The 18,342-nt window shown below is 73.5% G+C and carries 14 protein-coding genes; 7 read left to right on the top strand and 7 right to left on the bottom strand.

What is annotated here, in order from left to right; genetic code table 11:
• Window positions 1-145: 145 nt before the first annotated feature.
• From ACX9MN_RS23080 to ACX9MN_RS23065, 4 genes are all read right to left on the bottom strand, one after another.
• Window positions 146-430, bottom strand: a complete 285-nt coding sequence (locus ACX9MN_RS23080) for an accessory factor UbiK family protein (protein WP_020090941.1) — start codon at window positions 428-430, stop codon at window positions 146-148.
• Between the two features lie 148 nt (window positions 431-578).
• Window positions 579-824 carry a hypothetical protein gene (locus ACX9MN_RS23075; protein ID WP_020090940.1) on the bottom strand — a complete coding sequence of 82 codons (246 nt, stop codon included), beginning with the start codon at window positions 822-824 and terminating at the stop codon, window positions 579-581.
• 133 nt (window positions 825-957) lie between these two features.
• Complete coding sequence (locus ACX9MN_RS23070) at window positions 958-1,674, bottom strand: PhoH family protein (RefSeq protein WP_012321860.1); 717 nt, start codon at window positions 1,672-1,674, stop codon at window positions 958-960.
• Between the two features lie 413 nt (window positions 1,675-2,087).
• Window positions 2,088-4,487 (bottom strand): ATP-dependent helicase, encoded by a 2,400-nt coding sequence (locus tag ACX9MN_RS23065; RefSeq protein WP_489725555.1) that lies wholly within the window; start codon window positions 4,485-4,487, stop codon window positions 2,088-2,090.
• Between the two features lie 335 nt (window positions 4,488-4,822).
• On the opposite strand from ACX9MN_RS23065, the gene ACX9MN_RS23060 reads away from it, so the two are divergent.
• Complete coding sequence (locus ACX9MN_RS23060) at window positions 4,823-8,248, top strand: AsmA family protein (protein WP_489725554.1); 3,426 nt, start codon at window positions 4,823-4,825, stop codon at window positions 8,246-8,248.
• A 96-nt stretch (window positions 8,249-8,344) separates the two neighbouring features.
• Here the strand turns inward: ACX9MN_RS23060 and ACX9MN_RS23055 are convergent, their stop codons facing one another.
• Window positions 8,345-10,480, bottom strand: a complete 2,136-nt coding sequence (locus ACX9MN_RS23055; protein ID WP_489725553.1) for a S9 family peptidase — start codon at window positions 10,478-10,480, stop codon at window positions 8,345-8,347.
• A 464-nt stretch (window positions 10,481-10,944) separates the two neighbouring features.
• On the opposite strand from ACX9MN_RS23055, the gene ACX9MN_RS23050 reads away from it, so the two are divergent.
• The 3 genes from ACX9MN_RS23050 (at window position 10,945) to ACX9MN_RS23040 (ending at window position 13,949) form a co-directional block, all read left to right on the top strand.
• Window positions 10,945-12,642: a porin gene (locus ACX9MN_RS23050; protein ID WP_489725552.1), complete on the top strand. Its 1,698-nt coding sequence runs from the start codon at window positions 10,945-10,947 to the stop codon at window positions 12,640-12,642.
• Window positions 12,643-12,779: 137 nt separating this feature from the next.
• Entirely contained in the window at window positions 12,780-13,007 is a 228-nt protein-coding gene (locus ACX9MN_RS23045) for a hypothetical protein (protein ID WP_020090935.1), read from the top strand.
• A gap of 99 nt (window positions 13,008-13,106) precedes the next feature.
• Window positions 13,107-13,949, top strand: a complete 843-nt coding sequence (locus ACX9MN_RS23040) for a DUF6456 domain-containing protein (RefSeq protein ID WP_489726348.1) — start codon at window positions 13,107-13,109, stop codon at window positions 13,947-13,949.
• Window positions 13,950-13,955: 6 nt separating this feature from the next.
• Here ACX9MN_RS23040 and ACX9MN_RS23035 read toward each other — a convergent pair whose 3' ends face one another.
• Together ACX9MN_RS23035 and ACX9MN_RS23030 are read right to left on the bottom strand one after the other, a co-directional pair.
• Window positions 13,956-14,384 carry a SufE family protein gene (locus tag ACX9MN_RS23035; protein ID WP_489725551.1) on the bottom strand — a complete coding sequence of 143 codons (429 nt, stop codon included), beginning with the start codon at window positions 14,382-14,384 and terminating at the stop codon, window positions 13,956-13,958.
• A gap of 80 nt (window positions 14,385-14,464) precedes the next feature.
• Window positions 14,465-15,556 carry a sensor histidine kinase gene (locus ACX9MN_RS23030; protein WP_181049136.1) on the bottom strand — a complete coding sequence of 364 codons (1,092 nt, stop codon included), beginning with the start codon at window positions 15,554-15,556 and terminating at the stop codon, window positions 14,465-14,467.
• A 359-nt stretch (window positions 15,557-15,915) separates the two neighbouring features.
• Between ACX9MN_RS23030 and ACX9MN_RS23025 the strand changes: the two genes are divergently transcribed.
• The 3 genes from ACX9MN_RS23025 to ACX9MN_RS23015 all read left to right on the top strand — a co-directional run bounded on the left by ACX9MN_RS23025 (window position 15,916) and on the right by ACX9MN_RS23015 (window position 18,260).
• A complete protein-coding gene (locus ACX9MN_RS23025; RefSeq protein ID WP_489725550.1) occupies window positions 15,916-16,173 on the top strand; it encodes a DUF3761 domain-containing protein in 258 nt (85 codons plus the stop codon).
• Window positions 16,174-16,333: 160 nt separating this feature from the next.
• Window positions 16,334-16,987 carry a helix-turn-helix domain-containing protein gene (locus tag ACX9MN_RS23020; protein ID WP_489725549.1) on the top strand — a complete coding sequence of 218 codons (654 nt, stop codon included), beginning with the start codon at window positions 16,334-16,336 and terminating at the stop codon, window positions 16,985-16,987.
• Window positions 16,962-18,260, top strand: a complete 1,299-nt coding sequence (locus tag ACX9MN_RS23015) for a DNA-packaging protein (RefSeq protein WP_489726347.1) — start codon at window positions 16,962-16,964, stop codon at window positions 18,258-18,260. Before ACX9MN_RS23020 ends, ACX9MN_RS23015 begins: the two co-directional genes overlap by 26 nt.
• Window positions 18,261-18,342: the final 82 nt, after the last annotated feature.

Here is an 18,342-nt window from a genome sequence, read left to right as displayed (position 1 = left end):
CGCCCCGCAGCCCCCGAATCACCCTATGCCCGACTATAGACCGGCCGTGACTCGCGACACAAAGTGCAGGTCACATTCAGTGAACAGGAAACCGGATCGTCGACGCCGCTTCCTGTGTAAAAGCCCGCGGCGTTGCCGCGGAGACTCAGACCACCTCGCTCAGGCCCGCGGCGCCCGCTCCGGCGCTCCCGGATCGTGCCTCCAGGGCCGCCACGCGGGCCGTCAGGGCCTCGTTCTGCGCCTGGAGCTGGGTCACGAGGTCGCGGAGCACGTCGAGCTCTTCGCGGGAGGCGATGTCGAGGTCGCGGACGACGCGCTCGAGCTGCGCCCGGACCACGGTCTCGGCCTCGCGGCGGACGCCCTGGGCGGCGCCGGCGGCGTCCGTCATGAGGCGGGCGAGGTCGTCGAACAGTCGATTGGAGGGGGGCATCGGGGTCTCCCGGATCGGCCGGCTGCCGCGGCGGCCGCCTGACGGCGCGATTCGAGACGACGAGATAGGAATCTTCGGAACGGGGAGCAACGCCCGGTTCCGGCCGGGCGAGCGGAGTGGGGCCGGAAGACCCCACTCCGCCGTTCAATCACATGCGGTGCATGCGGCGGTGCATGCGGTGATGCATCATCCGGCGCTCCATGCGGCGGTGCATCATGCGCCGCTCCATGCGGCGGTGCATCATGCGCCGCTCCATGGGAGTCATCCGGACATGCGTCACCGCGTCGGGCGCCGACACGGCGCCGGGCATCGCGGGCGCGGCCGAGGCCGGCTGGACGAGGGCGGCGCCACCGAGCGAGGCCAGCACGGCGAAGGCGAAGGTCAGTTTCCTCACGAGGAGACTCCAGTTCTCTGAAGGCCGGGCTCGGCGCCCGGTTCATCCTCCCGAATGGGAGGTGCGGAGAGTCGTCTCGTGCCGGGGGACGGCACGGCGGGTCTGCGAGGACCCGCCGCCATCAACTTCCGATTTAGAGATTCGTTTCCTCGAACGCCTTCACCCACTCGGCGCAGATGCCGGAGCGGACGATGTCGTTGCGGGTGAACTCCACCACGGGGATCGGCATCATCCGGCTCTTGACCATGTGCATGACGGTGCGCAGGCCCGAGGTCTCGCGGAGGTCCGTCTGCGAGACGTCGCCGTTGATGATGACCTGGCAATCGTCGCCGATCCGGGTCAGGAACATCTTGATCTCGTTGATCGTCGTGTTCTGCGCCTCGTCGAGGATCACGAGGCAGTTCTTGAAGGTTCGGCCGCGCATCACCTCGAAGGGGACGATCTCGATGTCGCCGGTCTTCAGGGCGATCTCGAAGGCGGCGGCGCCCATGCGCTCCTTCATGGCCTCGGTGAGGGGGGCGACCCAGGGGGCGATCTTCTCTTCCAGGGTGCCGGGGAAGTAGCCGAGGGACCGGCCCGAGGGCACGTTCGGGCGGGTGATGACCACCTTGGCGATGCGGCGCTGGCGGAGCTGGTCCGCCGCGCGGGTGCCGGCGATGAAGGTCTTGCCGGTGCCGGCGGGCCCCAGGACGATGACCTGCGGCGAGCGGGCGAGGGCGTCGAGGTACTCGGCTTGGCGTTCGGTGAGCGGCTGGATGGGAGCGAGATTGCGTTCTTCGTCGAAGCGTGTGCGATGAATGCGGGACGTGCGGTCTTCAACCAGTTCAAGTCGTGCGCGGCGTCTCTTCATGGATGTACACTCCAACGGGACTTGCCAACCTGGATCTGTCTCTGAACTGCCGTTTACCTGCTTGCTCCCGGTTCTACTCGCTTGCGGAACTTAATACCGGCCCAAGGCCGAAGGTTCCGCCCCGCGCTCGTCCGCCTGTGGAGAGCGTCACGACGTTCCGTGCGCGGCCGAATACGCGATGCAACTGGCGCACCAGTGCGATTCGCGCCCGACGATTGCGCGCCGGGTGTGACTAAGGGGTGACGGTCGGTGAAGGGGCTTCGAAAAAGCCGCGCGGCTGGCGCGGATGCATCAGGTTCGGGACGGTGGTGTCGCGGTAACGCGGCATCCGGCACGGTCGCGATCCTCCCCGCCCGCGCGGGCGAAGCCGGCCGACCCTGCCGCCCTGACACGTCCGGGCTTGGTCGGCGGGACTAGCTCGATCCGGCCTGGACGAAGCTGTCGAGGACCATCTTCCGGCCGGCCTTGTCGAAGTCAACGGTCAGCTTGTTGCCGTCGACTGCCGCGACCGTTCCGGGGCCGAACTTGGTGTGGAAGACCCGCTGGCCGCCCTGGAAGGCCGAGGGCGCGCCCGTCGACTTAGCGATCAACTCGCCCTCGATCTGGCGGGGACCGCCGGACTGGCCCCCGGACCGGCCGCCCGGGCCCGCCGAGCGGAAGCCGCCTCCGGACCCCGATCCGAACCCGGACCGGCCGCCCGGCGCGGTGTTGGCCTGCGCGCGCTGCCAGCCCGGCGTGCCGTAGCTCGATCCGAACGGCGTCGGGTTGCGGTCGAACCGCGAGGCGCCGGCGGAGAAGTGCGCCGGGGCTTCGACCACGTCGACCGCCGTCTCGGGCAACTCGTCGATGAACCGGGACGGGATGGTCGAGGACCAGAGCCCGTGGATGCGCCGGTTGACCGCGAAGGACAGCTTCGCGCGCTTGCGCGCCCGGGTTAGCCCGACATGGGCGAGGCGCCGCTCCTCCTCCAGGCCGGCCCGGCCGCTCTCGTCGAGCGCCCGCTGGTTCGGGAACAGGCCGTCCTCCCAGCCGGGCAGGAACACGGTGTCGAACTCGAGCCCCTTGGCGGCGTGGAGCGTCATCAGCGAGACCCGCTCGGCGCCCTCGGCCTCCGAGGCCTCCATCACCAGGGAGACGTGCTCCAGGAAGGCCGCGAGGTCGGGGAACTCCTCCATGGAGCGGACGAATTCCTTCAGGTTCTCCAGCCGGCCGGCGGCGTCGGCGGAGCGGTCCTTCTGCCACATCTCGGTGTAGCCGGATTCCTCCAGGATGGTCTGCGCGACCTCGCTGTGCGGCTGCGACTCCGCGAGCCGCGCCCAGCGGGAGAAGCTCTCGGTCAGCGCCCGCAGGGTCGAGCGGACCCGGGGCTTCAGCTCGTCGGTCTCGCACAGGCGCGCGGCGGCGATGCGCAGAGGCAGCCGGTTGGCGCGGCCGTAGGTGTGGAGCTGCTGCAGAGTGGCGTCGCCCAGGCCGCGCTTGGGCGTGTTCACGATCCGCTCGAAGGCGAGGTCGTCGCTGACGTTCACAGTGGCGCGCAGGTAGGCCAGCGCATCGCGGATCTCGGCGCGCTCGTAGAAGCGCGGGCCGCCGATGACCCGGTAGGGCAGCCCGAGCTGGACGAACCGGTCCTCGATCTCGCGCATCTGCGCCGAGATCCGCACCAGCACGGCGATCTCCGACAGGGGATGCTGCTTGGACTGGAGGGACTCGATCGACTCGGCGAGCATCCGCGCCTCCTCTTCCGAATCCCACGCGCCCGTCACGGTGACGCGCTCGCCCGGCTCGTCGTCGGTGCGCAGAGTCTTGCCGAGGCGGCTCTCGTTCCTGGCGATCAGCCCCGAGGCGGCGGCCAGGATGTGGCCCGTGGAGCGGTAGTTGCGCTCCAGCCGCACCACCACCGCGCCCGGGAAATCGTGCTCGAAGCGCAGGATGTTGTCGACCTCGGCGCCGCGCCAGCCGTAGATCGACTGGTCGTCGTCGCCCACGCAGGCGATGTTCTTCCGGGACTGCGCCAGCAGGCGCAGCCACAGGTACTGGGCGACGTTGGTGTCCTGGTACTCGTCGACCAGGATGTAGCGGAACCGGTCCTGGTAATTGGCCAGGACGTCGGGGTTCTCCCGCCAGAGCTTGAGGCAGAGCAGCAGGAGATCGCCGAAATCGACGGCGTTCAGCGTCGCGAGCCGGGCCTGGTAGGCGGTGTAGAGGGCGCCGCCCTTGCCGAACGCGAAGGCCGAGGCCTCGCCCGGGGGCACCTGCTCGGGGCCGAGGCCGCGGTTCTTCCAGCCGTCGATGGCGTGGGATAGGGCCCGGGCCGGCCAGCGCTTCTCGTCGACGTTCTGGTCGGCGATGACCTGCTTCATCAGCCGGAGCTGGTCGTCGGTGCCGAGGATGGTGAAGTCGGATTTCAGCCCGACCAGCTCGGCGTGGCGGCGCAGGATCTTGGTGCCGATGGCGTGGAAGGTGCCGAGCCACGGCATGCCCTCTCCGGCCGGCCCGATCAGCGCGCCGATCCGGTGCTTCATCTCCCGGGCGGCCTTGTTGGTGAAGGTCACCGCCAGGATGTCGAAGGGGCGCGCCCGGTTGGTGGCGATCAGGTGGGCGATGCGGGTGGTCAGCACCCGGGTCTTGCCGGTGCCGGCCCCGGCCAGCACCAGGACCGGGCCCTCCGTGGTCTCGACGGCGCGGCGCTGCTCGGGGTTGAGCCCCTCGAGGTAGCCGGCCGCGTCGCGCCGGAGGGCGCCCATGGCGCGGGCGGCGATGGACGTGGCGGGCGCGCCGTCCCCGGTGGGTTGCGGATGCGGGCGGTTCTGCATCCCGCTTCCCTGGACCAAATCGCGAACGGCGTCGAGGCCGTTCGCGCCGCGGCGGGGGCGCGGAGCCATGAAGCGCGGCTGTCCGCGCCGGGGTGATCCGCGTCCTCCGGGCGCGTCGCGCTCCGCGGCCGGCCGCGCGATCCGGAGGCCGCGGGCCCGGGCTGCCCGAGGAACCTCGCGCGTGCCCCGACCGCCGCTCGGGACCGTGGCATCGCCGCTGGCGCCCCCGGCGGCTTATCGTGCTATGGCCGTGGCGACTGACTCGCGGGGGCACGCGGGGCACGGCGGCCCGGTGAGGTCGCGGCCTCGCGCAGAGATGGTGCGGAACGGGACCATTGCGTGATCTTCTGACCGCGCTGGCGTGCGCCGTCATCCTGGTTCTCGTGGCGGCGCTCGCGGTCCCGCCCTTCGTCGACTGGCAGGCCCATCGCGGGCTCGTCGAGCGGGCGCTCGCCCGGTCCCTGGGCGTTCCGGTCCGGACCGACGGCCGGATCGAGGTCCGCCTGCTGCCGTCGCCGCGGCTGCGAGTCGACCGCCTCCACCTCGGCGCCGATCCGGACCGCCCGAGCCTGGATGCTCGGTTCGTCAAGGCCGAGATCGCCCTGGCGCCGCTCCTCAAGGGCGAGTTCCGCTTCACCGAGACCCGGATCGGCCGGGCCGAGATCAAGCTCCCGGTCGCCGGCCCGGACACGCTGAAGCTGCCGCCCGATTTCGGCGGGGCCCTGCGCGACCGCGACCTCGCCATCGAGAACCTGCACATCCAGCAGTTCCTCGTCACCACGCAGGTCCCCGCCACCGGGCGGACCGACCAGCTCTACGTCCAGGACCTGCGCCTGCAGGCGCCGGCCCTGGTCGGGCCCTGGCGGATCGAGGGGACGAGCGGCGGCGTCCCGTTCCGGGCGGTCAGCGGCACGCCGGGACCGGACGGGCGCCTCGCCGCCAAGATCTCCGGCGGCGGCGACGCGACGCCGCGCTTCGAGGCGGACGCGCGGTTCGGCCTCGTCCCCGCCGAATCCGGTGGCGCCCAGGTCGAGGCCGAGGGCTCCGCCCGCCTCGTCGTCGGGCCGCCGACCCAGGTGGCCGGCGCCTACCTGCCGTTCTCGCTGGCCGGCACCTTCAAGGCCCGGGGCACGCAGGTGCGCTTCGAGGCCGTCGACCTCGCCATCGACCCCGGCGGCCGGGCCCTGCGGCTCGGCGGCACCGGACGGCTCGACCTGCGCCAGTGGCGCGCCGGCCTGACCCTGGACGCCCGCCGCCTCGACCTCGACGCCTTCCTGGCCTCGGCGGAGGGGCAGAACCTGATCGCCCGCGGCCTGCCGCGCTCGACGGGCAGCCTGCCGGCGATGCTCGACCTCGACCTCACGGTGGGCAGCGCCGTGCTGGGCGGCGAGGAATGGTCGAACCTCGCCCTCACCGGCACCCTGGAGCGGGCCGGCGGCCTGTTGCTGCGCCGCTTCGCGGTGACCGGCCCGGCCGAGTCCACCGTCACGGCGAGCGGGCAGGTCGAGACGGCGCCGCTGCGCTTCTCCGGCCCGGTGGCGCTCGCCGCCCCCGACTCGGAGGCGCTCGGCCGCTACCTGCGCCGCCTCGGCGCCGAGGGGCCACTCGTCGCGCTGCTCGACGGGCGGAAGATCGAGGCCGCCGCCGACCTGTCGGCCGCCGGGACCGGCCTATCCCTGCGCAACATGCGCCTCGGCCTCGGGCCGGCGCGGATCACCGGGAACGCCCGCTACACCGCCGCCGAGGGCGCCGAGCGCGGGCGGTTCGAGGCCCAGATCCGCGCCACCGGCCTCGACATCGCCGGCCTGCCGCCCCTCGGGACGACCCTCGGCACCCTGCGCGACACCGACCTCGCCCTGACGCTCGAGGCGAAGGACGTCCGGTTCGGCACCGCGGGCTCCGGCACCGGCACGATCGCGGCGCGGATCCAGTCGGACGGCGCCGGCCTGACGGTCGACAGCCTCGACGTCACCGACCTCGCCGGCGCCAGCGCCCGGCTGTCCGGGCAGATCGGCGCGGACGGGACCGGCCGCGTCTCCGGGCGCCTCAAGGCGCCGGCGGCGGCGCCGCTGCTCGGCCTGCTCGAGCGGGTCTGGGTGGGCGAGATCCGCCTGCTGCCCGCCTTCCTGCGGGACGCGCCCCTCGACCTCGCCGTCACCCTCGACCGGGAGGGCGGCGCGGCCGCGGCCCTGCGGACCCAGGCCCGGGGCAGTGCCGGCGGCGGCACCCTCGACCTGACGCTCGCGAGCCGCGGCACGCGGATCGAGGGCGGCACCGCCACCCTCACGGCGCCGCGGGCGGGGGCGTGGTTCGGCCGCACCGACCTCGCCGGCCTGCAGCAACCTGCCGAGCTGCGCCTGACAGCCGAGCGGCCGGAGGGCCAGACCCTCGCCCTGACGGCGAACGGCACGGTCGCGGGCCTGCGCCTCGCCACGGGCCGCCCGATCCTGGTCGGTCCCGACTTCGTCCCCACCGGCGGCACGCTCCGCGCCGAGACGGCCGATCTGGCGCCGTTCCTGACGCTGGCCGGCGCCGCGACCCTGGCACCGGGGGCGTGGCCGGCCGACCTCACCGTCACGCTGTCGCGGCAGCAGGGCGAGGCCGCTGCCGCGCTCGCCGGCACGGTTGCGGGCGCGGGGGTGAACGGGACGCTGCTGCGGGCGGCAGGCGGTGCCCTGCACGGCCGCCTCGCCCTCGACCGGCTGTCGATCCCGCAGCTCGCGGCCGCCCTGGTGATCCCGCCGGGGGCGAACGGCGCGTTCGGCCCGCCGACCGCCCACCCGGCCCTGTCCCTCGACGCCCGCGTGGCCAGCCTGGATCTCGGCCGCGGCCTCGTCGCCACCGACGCGACCGCTGCCCTCGGCCTCGCCGACGCGGGCCTGACCCTGCGCGACCTGACCGGCAAGCTCGCCGGCGGCCGCCTCGCGGGCTCGGTGACGATCGCCCGGCTCGGGGCCGGCGCCTCGGTCTCGGGCTCGGGCAGCCTCGACGGCGCGGCGCTCCCCACCCTGGCCGGCGGCCCGTTCGGCGGCCGCCTGAGCGCCGACCTGCGCTTCGCCGCCACGGCCGAGACCCTGCCGGGCCTCGCCGACAGCCTCTCGGGCAGCGGCGCGCTCACCCTGACGGACCTGAGCCTGCCCGCGGCCGATCCCGCGGCGCTCGGCCGCGCTCTCGCCCGCGCGGCCGAGATGGACGACCCGCTCCGCGAGGGTCGGCTCCAGGCGCTCGTCACCGAGGAACTCGCCCGGGGCGGCGCGCAGGCGCGCGGATCCGCCCGGGCCGCCGCCACGATCGTGGGGGGCGTGCTGCGGGCCGGGCCGTTCGACCTCGATCTCGGGCCGGCCCGCTGGGTCGGCACCGTCGGCTACGACCTGCGCGCCGGGCGCCTCGACGCCCGCGGCACGCTCGCGGGCGGCCCGGTGCCCCGCGGCTGGAATGCCGGGCCGCCCGCGGTCCAGTTCGGCCTGACCGGACCGCTCGGCGCGCCCGAGCGGGTGCTCGACGTCGGCACCCTGTCGAACGGCCTCGCGGCCTTCGTGCTGCAGCGCGAGCTGGAGACGATCGAGCTGACCGAGGCCGACCAGGTGGAGCGGCAGCGCCGCCGCGCCCGGATCGAGATGGATCGGGCCCGCGCGGCGGCCCTCAAGGCCGCGGCGGACAGGACTGCCGCCGACAAGGCCGCCGAGGAGGCGGCGAGGCGGCCGCGCAACCCGGAGGAGGGTGCTGCCCAGCCACCGGCGCCGGCCGAGGCCCGGCCGTGAGGCCGGCCGCGTCCTGAGGGCGGGGGTGGGGCTGGCCAGCGTGACGGCCTCAGGCGCAGCACCCCGTGGAGCGCCGCGCCCGCACGGGCGGCGGCTCTACGCCTTCCCCACCGCCATCAGCGCGAAGGCGTAGATCAGCGCCACCTCCTCCAGCCGGTCGAACCGGCCGGCGGCGCCGCCGTGGCCGGCCTCCATGTTGATCCGCAGGAGCACCGGCCCGCCGCCCGTCATGGTGGCGCGCAGCCGCGCGACCCACTTGGCCGGCTCCCAGTAGGTCACCCGCGGGTCGGTGAGGCCGCCGAGGGCCAGGATCGCCGGGTAGTCCTTGGCGGCGACGTTGTCGTAGGGCGAGTACGACAGGATCGTCCGGAAGGCGGCCTCGCTCTCGCCCGGGTTGCCCCATTCGGGCCATTCCGGCGGGGTCAGCGGCAGCTCCGCGTCCAGCATGGTGTTGAGCACGTCGACGAAGGGCACGTCGGCGACGATGCCGGCGAACAGTTCCGGGGCGAGGTTGGCCACCGCCCCCATCAGCATCCCGCCCGCCGACCCGCCATGGGCGACGATGCGCTTCTCGGACGTGTAGCGCGCGTCGATCAGAGCGCGGGCGCAGGCGATGAAGTCCGTGAAGGTGTTGGGCTTCTTCTCGCGCTTGCCGTCGAGGTACCAGCGCCAGCCCTTCTCGGTGCCGCCGCGGATATGGGCGATCGCGTAGACGAAGCCGCGGTCGACTAGGCTCAGGAGGTTCGTGCGGAACGCCGCCGGCATCAGCGTGCCGTAGGAGCCGTAGCCGTAGAGCAGCAGCGGCGCGCCGCCGTCGAGGGCGAGGTCCCGGCGGTGCAGCAGCGAGATCGGCACCTGCTCGCCGTCCGGCGCGGTGGCGAAGAGCCGCCGGGTCACGTAGGCGGCCGGGTCGTGGCCGCTCGGCACCGCCTGCCGCTTGCGCAGGAGCCGGGTTCGGGTTGCGCAGTCGTAGTCCCAGGTCTCCGACGGGGTCGTCATCGACGAGTAGACGAAGCGGATCGTGGCCGTGTCGAAGGCGAGCCCGGCCCGCAGTCCGAGGGAGTAGGCCTCCTCGGCGAAGGCGACGACGTGCTCGGTGCCGTCGGCGAGGTCGCGCACCACGATCCGCGGCTTGGCGTTCTCGATCTCCAGCCGGACCAGGTGGCCGGCCAGCAGGTGCAGGTAGCGGATCATCACCCCGGGCCGGTGCGGCACGAGGTCGGTCCAGTTGGCGCGGCCCGGATCGTCGAGCGGCGCGGTGACGATCTTGAAGTCCTCGGCGCCGTCCGCGTTGGTGCGGATGAACAGGCGGTCGCCGCGGTGCTCGACGCCGTAGATCAGCAGCGGCGTGCGCGGCTCGACGAGGCGCAGGGGGGCGTCCTCCGCGTGGCGGTCGAGCAGCCGGACCTCGGAGGTCTCGTGGTCGCTCACCGTCACGTCGAGGAAGGCGCCGGACTGCGTCTTGCCGATGTGGACGAAGTAGCCGGCATCGGCCTCCGTGTAGACGGTCTCGTCCTCGCTCTGCCCCGTGCCGACGCGGTGGCGCATCACCTTGGCGGGGCGGTGGTTGGCGTCCACCGCCACGTACCAGAAGCTCGCGCCGTCCGCGGCCCAGACCGCCTCGCCGGAGGTCGCCTCGACCCGGTCGTCGAGATCGAGGCCGGTGGCGACGTCGCGCACCCGGATCGTGTAGAGTTCCGAGCCCTTGGTGTCGGCGCTCCAGGCGAGCCGGGCGTGGTCGTCGGAATGCACCGCGGCGGCGATCTCGAAGAACGGCAGGCCCTCACCCTCGCGGTCGCCGTCGATGAGGATCGTCTCGTCCGGGTCCAAGCCCGACTCGGGCACGTCGGGTGATGTGGCCGGCCGCCGGCAGATCAGCGGGTGCTGCCCGCCCTCGCGGTGGCGGGTGTAGTAGGCGAAGGGCCCGTCCGGCTCGGGGACGCCGCTCTCGTCCTCCTGGATCCGCCCGCGCATCTCGGCGACGAGCTGCCGCCGGAGCTCCGCGCTCCCGGCGAGCGCCGCCTCGGCGAAGGCGTTCTCGGCGTTCAGGTAGGCGGCGATGTCCTTCGGCAGCGCGGCCGGGTCCTTCAGGACCGTCTGCCAGTTCTCGGCCTTCAGCCACGCGTAGTCGTCGGTGATCTCCTGCCCGTGGACGCTGAAGCGTCGCGGCCGGGCCTCGGCCACCGGCGCGCCGGTCCTGTGAGCGAGCAAGCCGTGGCCGATCTCCGTCATCGTCTCTCCCGTCGGGTCCCGTCGCGCGCGGGTGTCGCGTCCGGGTGAGGGGATGTGTCCCGCCGGGCGCGCGGATGCAAGGCGTCCGGGGGCGCGGCCGGGGCGGGCGGCGCGTATCGCCGGCCGGGACGGCGCGGTCGCGGGACCGGGGCCGATCCGTTGCTTTCCGGCATCGGTGGCGCGGGAAACGGTCCGGCCGACGACGCGATCCGCCGGCGCGGTCCCGCGCCGGGGCCGCGTCGGGAGCCGCGCCGGGGCGGCCCGATCGTGCGGACTCGGCGAAGGCCCCGAACCCGCCAGGGACTTGGCGCAGCGGCCGATTTCGGCCTCAACGCGGCACCGGAACGCCGCGGGTGCGCCACAGATCCTGACAAGTCGAGCCGAGCACAGGCCCGAGAAAATCGCTCTGGGATTATCCGGCTCCGCGATCCGTCCGACATGAAGGGGGACTTGCGGATGGTGGAATGGCCGATTCGATGCATGTTGTGTGTGCTGAGTACCGGAAACATCGTGCGAAGCGGGGGACAACGGGCGTACTGGCGGGTGTTGCGGGGTTGCTGAGTCTGCCGGCGGAGGCGGCGGAACTTCCCGATCGGCAAAAATCGCAGCTCATCGAGCACGTGCGGATCTGCTCGGCCTACGGCCAGGCCTTCTTCTTCATCCCCGGCACCGATACCTGCCTGCGCCTCTCCGGCCGCGCGCGCTACGAGTACGCCTACCAGCCTTCCTACAGCCGTTCGGGGAGCGCGACCGCCACCCCAGGGGATTACAGCGGCTACCAGGGCCGCCTCCGGATCAACCTCGACGCCCGGTCCCAGACGTCCTACGGCACCCTGCGCGCCTTCCTCCGCCTCGACGCCGGGAGCCGGATCGGTTTCGCCACCATGCATGCCGGCGCGCTGAACCGGATCGGCGGCGCCTTCCCGGCCCTGGGCGTCGATCAGTTCGGGCGGGCCCAGCAGCAGTTCAACGTCGACAAGGCTTTCATCCAGTTCGCCGGCATCACCGCCGGCCGCGCCTCCTCGTTCTTCGATTTCTACGCTCACGACTTCGAGTTCATCGTCGCCTCCATCGGCTCGGACAATCCCTCGACCAACCTCGCTGCCTACACGGCGACGCTGGGCAAGGGCCTGTCCGCATCGCTGTCGATGGAGGACCCGGTATTCCGCCGCACGCCGGTCTACGCGTCCCAGAACGCCGCGGCCTCGGCGTTCCCGAATCCCGGCGCGATCCTCTCGCCCGGGAACCCCGTCGCCCCGGTCTTCGTCGGCTACGACGCCGCCGGCCGCCCGACAGGGGTGGGCTTCGTGGACACGGTCCAGCGCAGCCGCATGCCCGACATCGTCGGCGTCCTGCGCTCCGACCAGTCCTGGGGCTCCGCGCAGCTCTCGGGGGCCGTGCACGAGGTCAACCACGGCCTGCTCAGCAGCGTCTCGTTCGCCGGCACCAACTTGGGGGCGCCCGTCTCGTTGGGCAACAACCGCACCCCGGGCGGCGCGGCCTCCGCCCTCGGCTGGGCCGTTCAGGGGGGCGTGAAGATCAACCTGCCAGCGATAGCGACCGGCGACACGCTCTACCTGCAGGGCGCCTACGGGGAGGGCACCGCCCTGTATACCGGCCTGCCGGCCTATAACGGCCCCTGGGCGCAATCGGCCACCGCGGTGCAGGGGGCGGCCTTCTCCCAGTTCTTCAGCGACGGCGTGATCAACCCCTTCACCCAGCGCCTGGAGCTGTCGACGAGCTACTCGTTCACGGCGGCGATGCTGCACTACTGGACGCCCGCGGTCCGCTCCGCCTTCTTCGGCTCCTACGGCGCCCTGAGCTTCGCCCGCGGCGCCCGCGCGGCGCAGGGCGCCTATTTCGGCGTGACCGGGACCGGGCCGGGCACCCCCGGCACGCGGTTCTTCGACCTGAGCCAGGTCCTGCGGGACAGCTACCGCTTCGTGGTCGGTGGCAACCTGATCTGGTCGCCGGTGAAGGAGTTCGATATCGGCGTCGAGGCGATCTACACGCGCTACGGGCCGCAGAGCGGCCGCATCCTCGACCTGGGCCGGTATCCCAACCAGAACGCGGCCTACGTCAACAACCTCGCCAACCCGGTCTCGACCGCCCGCCACGTCGACGTCATCCAGGTTCGCGCGCGCGTGCAGCGGGACTTCTGAGGGCGGCTGCGGATCCGGGGTGATCCAAGAGGGCTGGCGGCGATGCCGGCTCGGCCGGGAGCCGGTTCCGGCCTGGGGCGTTGAACCGCGGGCCGTGGCGTCGACCACGGTCACCGGTTCGATCCCGAGGTGCCGACATGGACGCGATCCCCGATCCGCAGCCGGATCCGCAGGACGATCACCCCGCCGCGGACCTGGAGCGGGTGAACGACATCCTCGCCGCTTGGGCGGCCCGCTCCGCCACCGAGAGCGCCGCGCTGATCGACCGGTTCGAGGCGATGGGCTACGAGGTCCGCGGCAAGTCGGAGGGCGAGATCGCCGACATCCTGCACCGGCCGCCGACGCGCGCGGCCGTCGCTAGATAGCTGTGGGTTGTAGGTAAAAAAGCCTTGACCTTCTGATTTTTCCTGAGAGACTGGAGGCTTCGCACGTCCGTCGTAGCACACACGGAACAAAACATGAACATGCGAGTGAAGGGCGGCCGTTCCGCCTCCGCGGGGACGCGTCACCGCGGCGCCGCTCCGGGGGATCTCCCGGCGGAGGCGGTGCGCCTGCTGGCGCGGCTCGGGGAGCCCGGCGCCTACGCGCGGCCCGACCCCCTGGTCGAGGACGCGCTGGTCGCCCGGCGCGGCGGCGACGGGATCTCGGTGGGGAGCGGCCGCTTCGCGGCCGCCTCCGGGCGCGCCCTGGCGGCGGCCGATCTGGCGACGTGGAACGCGGCCGGCACACGCCTGACGATCAGCGAGGCCGGGCGGGCGCGCCTGCGCCGGGAGGCCCGGCCGGGCGACCTCGCCTTCGCGAACCAGCACCGCGATCTCGCCGTCGTGGAGGGCGGCGCCGGGCCGACCCTGCGCAACGCCGCCGAGAACCCCCTGGCCTGGATGGTGCGCCGGCGCGACCGGGACGGCGCGCCGCTCATCGACGCGGCCGCCTTCGAGGCCGGGGAGCGGCTGCGGCGGGACATGACCACCGCCGCGCTGCTGCCGCGGATGGGCGCGGATCTCGGGGCGCCCCGGATCGACGGCGGCGGCCCGCGCGACCCGGCCTCCGCGGCCGACCACGTGATCGCGGCCCGGCAGCGGGTGCGCGGCGCCCTCGACGCGGTCGGGAGCGACCTCTCGGGCCTGCTGATCGACCTCTGCGGATTCCTGAAGGGCCTGGAGCGGATCGAGGCCGAGCGCCGCTGGCCGGCCCGCTCCGCCAAGGTCGTGGCCCGCATCGCCCTGGGGCGGCTCGCCGAGCATTACGGGCTGGAACGGGAGGCGACCGGTCCGGACCGGGCCCGCCTGCGCCTCTGGCGGGGGTGAGGCCGCTCAGGCCTCGGCGGCGAGCCGGACCGCGTCGCGGTGGATACGCTCCGCCATCGCCCGGACGCCGTTGGAGCGCTTCGACGTGACGTGGGCGCCGAAGCGGAGCTGCCGGAACAGGTCGAGGCCGTCGGTCTCGGCGGCCTCCTGGGGCGTCTTGCCGGTGTAGAGCGCGATCATCAGCGCCACGAAGCCGCGGACGATGAACGAGTCGCTGAAGCCGTGCAGGACGAGGCGCGGCGTGCCGTCCGCCGGCTCCGCCCGCGTGTCGATCCAGACCTGGCTCTCGCAGCCGTGGACGCGGTTCGCCTCGGTCCGCTCCGCCTCGGGCATGGGCGGCAGGGCGCGGCCGAGCTCGATCAGGTATTCGAGCCGCATGTCGTCGTCTTCGACGATCTCGAAATTCTCGATGATGGTGTCGATGGGAGGGAGCATGCTCGGCCGGGTCCGGAAAGGTCTGGGCCGCTATAGGCCGGCCGCGCCGTTGTGGCGACGGGGTCCGGCGCCGCGGGCGCTCATTGCGGGCCGGGGCGCGCCGCCGGCAGGGTCAGCCACAGGGGGGCGCCCGGGCTGGCATCGCCCGCGACGCTGATCTCCGCCTGGGCCGCGTAGGCGGCGATGAGGCGGGGGCCGAGCTTCGGGACGTTCGGTCGGCCCGACTCGGCCGTGTCGCTCACCTTCGAGACGATCGAGAGGCGCAGCGGCGCGGCGGCCTCGATGTCGATGGCGATGGCGCAGGCGACGTGCTCGGCGGTGGCGTCCAGGCACTCGGCCACGATCTCCGCGACGATCATGCCCAGGGCGTTGGCGGTGCGCGGCTCCACGAGACCGTTCCCCGAGCCGCCGACCTGGACGCCGATCCGCCCGGCCCGCCGGAGCTGCCCGAGCCCGGAGGCGAGGCGGTGCAGGTAGTCCTTGAGGTCGATCGACGCGATGTGCGGCGCCTCGTGCAGGTGCTGCTGCACCAGCGCGATCGCCCGGACCCGCTGGCCCAGCGCCTCGAAGCTGCCGCGGCAGGGGTCGGGGGCCGCCCGCCCGTAGAGGCCGATCAGGCTGACCATCACCTGGAGGTTGTTGCGGACCCGGTGGTAGACCTCGGCCAGCAGCGCCTCCTTCTCGGCCAGCGCGTGCTCGATGTGCTCCTCCGCGTGCTTGCGGTCGGTGATGTCGAAGCAGGAGCCGAGATAGCCCTGGAACCGGCCGTCCTCCACGAGGGGGCGGGCGGTGTCGAGCAGCCAGCGGTACTCGCCGTCGTGCCGCCGGAGGCGGAACTCGACGGTGAAGGGTGCCCGCGCCTCGAAGGCCTCGGCGACGATCCGGGCGTGCCGCTCGAAATCCTCGGGATGCAGCCCGCTGCGCCAGCCCAGGCCGAGCTCCGCCTCCAGGGGGCGCCCGGTGAATTCCAGCCAGCACTCGTTGTGGTGGATCGCCTGACCGGCCTCGTCTGAGCGCCACATCATCAGCGGCACCACGTCGGCGAATCGCCTGAAGCTGTCGCTGAGGGCGGCGGCTTCCGCGGTGCCCTGCGCCGGGCCCCGACCAGGATCCCCCGCGGGGCCGTTGCCCAGCGGGTCTTCCGCGCCGGACCCTGGTGGCTCACCGACCATTCTGTACCCGATTCACTCTGACGAACTGCGTGAAAGGCGACGCCTGCGTGCGGATGGCGCCGGTCAACGTGTCGACCGGACGGCCGTTCCGGTCCTGAACCGCGTTCAGATCTGCCATTCACCGGGACATTAGCGGCAATACCTTTCGAGCCCGTTCAGCATCCCGCCGACGTGCGGGGCCGCACCGGGCGCGCGGACGCGGCGGAGAGCCGGTCGGGCGACCCCGGCCGAGGTCCGGCCCGCGCGCAGCCCGTGACCCGCGCACACAACCTGTAGCTGGCTTCTGGATAACCACAGATAGTTCGTGACGCCCCGACCCGGTTGTGTCTCTTGGCAGATGATACAACCTTGAGGGTGCCGTGCTGCCTGTCCCGACCGCGACGAACGCCGCCCGCTGGCCGGTGCTCGCCGGCCTCGTCCTCCTCGGCCTGTCGGGCGGCGCCGTCGCCCGGCCGTTCTCGGAGCCCGACGACCGGAACCTCGACCGCCACGGCCACTACCGCAGCCGGGACGGGTCCGACGTCCACCGGCCGGCCAAGAGCCTCGACGGCAGGAAGCCCGCGGGCGCCACGGCCAAGTGCCGGGACGGCACGTGGAGCTTCAGCCACACCCGTTGAGGCACCTGCTCGGGTCACGGCGGCGTGGCGCACTGGGCGGGCTGAGACCGAACGATGCCTTAAGTCCTATATCAGCCGAGAAATAGGAATTAACGCTTGACACCGGCGCGCTGCCGGGGTATCAACCAGGCACGGTCGAGACGTGTGCGGAGAGACCCCGATGTGGCCACCCCCTCCCAGCAGGGCGGACAGCCGCGCCGAGGCCCTGACGCTCCTGCGCGAGACCGACCTGACGTGCGACGCGATCGCGGCCCGTCTCGGCGTGCACCCGAAGACCGTGCACACCTGGAACGCCCGGGCCGGCTGGCCGAGGCCGCGGCAGCACCGGCCGCGGCTCCTGACGGGGCGCTGGCCGGCGGCGCGCCGGGCCGCCCTGATCCGCCTGCTGTGCACGCCTGGCGCCGATCCCGGCGACGTCACCGAGATCCTCGGTCTCGGCCGGCTCGACCCGGCGATGATGGCCACGGCCTTCGGGGCTGACCTGCCGCCGGCGGTCACCGGGCGCGGCGACCCCGCGGCCGACCCGGCGACCCTGCGGGCGCGTCTGCGCGCCCACATCGCCCGGCAGATCGCCGCCTTCGACGCGGCTCTGAGCGGGGCGGGGGCGGGCGCGAGCGACTCCGCCCGAATCCTGCGCGACCTCGGCGGCCTCAAGCGGCTCCTCGACACGGTGGATGCGGAGGGCGCGCGCGGCGCCGCGGGGGAGGGGGGCGATGGCAACGGACGCGACACCGGACCCGGCACCGAGCCCGACCTGCCCGCGGAGATCGCGCGACGCGTTGCTGGCTTTGTCGGCGGCCGGGCGGCTGCCTGACTTCCTCGAGACGCTGCCGCCGGACCTCCTCCGGGCGCTCGCGGGCGACTGGCTGCACCAGGCCCGGCCGGACCAGCTGCCGCCGCCCGACGCGGCGCCCTGGACCACCTGGGCGGTGATCGGCGGCCGCGGCAGCGGCAAGACCCGCACCGGGGCCGAGTGGGTCGACGCCCTCGCGCGCGGCGACCCGGCCTTCGCGGGCGCGCCGGTCGGGCGGATCGCCCTGGTGGGCGAGACCCATCTCGACGTGCGCGACGTGATGGTCGAGGGGCCCTCCGGCCTCCTCGGCCTGCCGGCGCGGGGACGGGCCCGGCCCACCTGGTCGCCGAGCCGCCGCCGGGTGGAGTGGAGCAACGGCGCCGTCGCGCTCGCCTTCTCGGCGGAGGAGCCCGACGCGCTGCGCGGCCCGCAATTCGGCGCCGCGTGGTGCGACGAGGCCGCCAAGTGGCGCCGGCCCGAGGCGGCCTTCGACATGCTGCAGTTCGGCCTGCGCCTCGGCGCCCGGCCGCGCAACCTCGTGACGACGACGCCCCGGCCGGTGCCGCTGATCCGCCGCCTGCTCGCCGACCCGCGCACGGTGGTGAGCCGTGCCCGGACCCACGACAACGCCGCGCATCTCGCACCCGACTTCCTCCAGCAGGTGGTCGGGCGCTACGCCGGCACGCGGCTCGGCCGGCAGGAACTCGACGGCGAGCTCATCGCCGACCGGGACGACGGCCTGTGGACGCGCGCGGCCCTGGAGGCCGGCCGCCTCGCCGCGGCGCCCGATCTCGGGCGGATCGTCGTGGCGGTGGATCCCCCCGCCGCCTCGGGCGCGCGCTCGGACGCCTGCGGGATCGTGGCGGCCGGGCGCGCGGGCGGGCACGCCTACGTGCTGGCCGACGCGAGCCTCGCCCGCGCCACCCCGCAGGCCTGGGCGGCCGCGGCGCTGGCGCTCTACCACCGGCTCCGGGCCGACGCCCTCGTGGTCGAGGTCAACCAGGGCGGCGAGATGGCCGCCGCCGTGCTGGGCCAGTGCGACCCCGCCGTGCCGGTGACCCGGGTCCACGCCATGCGGGGCAAGTACCTGCGCGCCGAGCCGGTCTCGCTGCTCTACGCCCGCGGGCTGGTCCACCACGTCGGCGCCTTCCCGGCGCTGGAGGACGAGCTGTGCGATTTCGGCCCGGACGGCCTGTCCGGCGGGACCTCGCCCGACCGTCTCGATGCCCTGGTCTGGGCGCTCACGCACCTGATGCTGGAGCCCCGGGCTGCGCCCCGGATCCGGCGGTTGTGACAGCGGTCGCCGGAAACAATTCGGCGCGCTTCGGGTGAAGCGCGCCGGAGTCGGTTCGTGGTCTCTGGAACGAACTGCATGC

This window comes from Methylobacterium sp. 1A, assembly GCF_058072805.1.
The sequence above is the reverse complement of the archived record's forward strand: the minus strand, read 5'-3'. Positions and strand labels throughout refer to the sequence as shown.